Source organism: Mesorhizobium delmotii, assembly GCF_900149755.1.
GTDB classification, from domain to species: domain Bacteria; phylum Pseudomonadota; class Alphaproteobacteria; order Rhizobiales; family Rhizobiaceae; genus Mesorhizobium; species Mesorhizobium delmotii.
The window spans coordinates 103,858-105,822 of the sequence record NZ_FUIG01000057.1 but is presented as its reverse complement, the minus strand read 5'-3'; the positions used below and the strand labels follow the sequence as shown (position 1 = coordinate 105,822).

General features: G+C 60.8%; 1 protein-coding gene. It reads right to left on the bottom strand.

Annotation, left to right across the window (positions count from 1 at the left end; genetic code table 11):
- Positions 1-20: 20 nt before the first annotated feature.
- Positions 21-1,592: an adenylate/guanylate cyclase domain-containing protein gene (locus BQ8482_RS31230; protein WP_123151103.1), complete on the bottom strand. Its 1,572-nt coding sequence runs from the start codon at positions 1,590-1,592 to the stop codon at positions 21-23.
- Positions 1,593-1,965: the final 373 nt, after the last annotated feature.

The following is a 1,965-nucleotide window of genomic DNA, read 5'->3' as shown; positions in this document are numbered from 1 at the left end:
GCAGAACTTGACGCACACAACTATGCATGGGACACGCTAAAGTTAGGGTTCGTCTGGATTGCCAGCGTCGAGTAGGCGGCGGCGTCTGCGAAGCGGTCGGTGAACAAATAGGCGAGGGCTAGCGCACAGTAGGGATGATAGTTCAAAGGATCGAACGGACTGAGCCGCAACGCCTTCATGGCGTGCTCGATCGCTTTTTCATGGCGTTCACTGTGGGCGTTTGCCAAGGCACTGAAACCGAATGCCAAGGCCGAATTGCTGTTCAACTTTAGCGCCCTGTCAAGAACGCCGATTGCTCCTTCGTAGTCACGAGTGATGTTGGCGTGGACGAAAGCCCCGATGCTCAGCGCCTGCGCATCGTTCGCGCCAATGCTCAGCGCCATGTGGGCATGTTCCAAGGCGGCGGCCCTATCCTCGGGATGAAAGCCGCCGCGAAAAAAGCGCTGCTCATGGCCCCAGGCAGCGTACCCGTGCGCTGCCGCGTTGTTCGGGTCGAGCCTCAGCGCCTCATCCAAGAGACGCAGTGCTTTTTCGGTGTCCGCTGGGGTGTTCGCATGGGCATGCGGCAGGGCGCGGAGGTAGAGGTCATAGGCGTTGAGGCTGTCGGGCCGCTTGCGGCGCGCCCGCTCTATTTCGGCGCGCCGCAGCGAGGGCTCGATCGCCCCGACGATGCTCTCCGTCAGCCGGTCCTGCAGATCGAACATGTCTTCGACGGCGCCCTCGAATTTGTCGGCCCAGACGTGGGTCGCCGAAGGTACCTCGACTAGCTGCCCGTTAATGCGCAGCCGGTTTGCGGCCTTGCGGACACTTCCTTCGAGCACGTAACGGACGCCCAGTTCCTTGGCGATCCGGCGCATGTCCACAGTCTTGCCCTTGTAGGTGAAGGTGGAGTTCTTGGCGATGACGAAAAGGCCGGCGACCTTCGACAGACTGGTGATTAAGTCCTCGACCAGCCCGTCAGCGAAATAGTCCTGGTCCGGGTCCCCGCTCATGTTGGTGAATGGCAACACGGCTATCGAGGGCTTGCTCGGCAGCGACGAAGCTTCGAGCGATGGCCCTTCGGACGCCATCCGGGCGCCATCTAACAGCACCCGGAAAACACGGACCGGATGGTCGATGTTCTTCAACTCCCGTTCGCCCATATCTTCGAATGCGAGGCCAAGCCTGTCGCCGACGTGATCGCGGACCGAAGCGGAAATCGCGATGCCACCGGGCGGGGCGATTCCCTCCAGGCGCGCCGCCACATTCACACCGTCCCCGAATATGTCCTCGCCGTCGACGATCACGTCGCCCAGATTGATCCCCACGCGAAACTCGATGCGGCGGTCTTGCGGCACGTCCCCGTTGCGCCCAGGCATGGCCAGCTGGATCTCCGCCGAGCAGGCAACCGCATTCACGACGCTCGGAAACTCCACCAGCATGCCGTCGCCGGTAACTTTGACAATGCGGCCATGGTGCTCTGCGATCTTACAGTCGATGAGTTCCCGGCGGTGCGCCTTCAGCGAAGTCAGCGTACCCACCTCATCCAAGCCCATCAGACGGCTGAAACCCACCACATCGGCGGAGAGGATCGCGGAAAGACGGCGCTCCATCTGGCACTGGCCCCGAGCTTGTGCAACTGTCGAGCAACCTAGCTTCTTTCCAACCAAAGGTCATCTTGGCAATCTCATTTCTGAAGCGCAGGGAAGACACCGGTCGGCGAGGTTGATTCGGAAGCTGGCCACGGATGTGCGTCTGTCAAGTGACGTTGTCAGATGCCGTCAGCTTTCGATCCCGTTCTCGACATTCCGTTCAGTTGGCTGAACGTCCGCCCAGGGTCATGGGTGTGAATTCGACCACTGTCGAACGAACTTCTGCTTTGGATGTGGAATGTTGCCATTCGGCTCGTCGATGGGAACGAGCCATTTGCGCCATTTCCGGGCCTTCGCGGTCGCAAATGCGAACGTCGCACCCCCAACCCGATGC

What these genes read in the sequence shown, in the direction of transcription:
- BQ8482_RS31230 (WP_123151103.1), bottom strand. Translation starts at nt 1,592, where the DNA reads ATGGAGCGCCGTCTTTCCGCGATCCTCTCCGCCGATGTGGTGGGTTTC.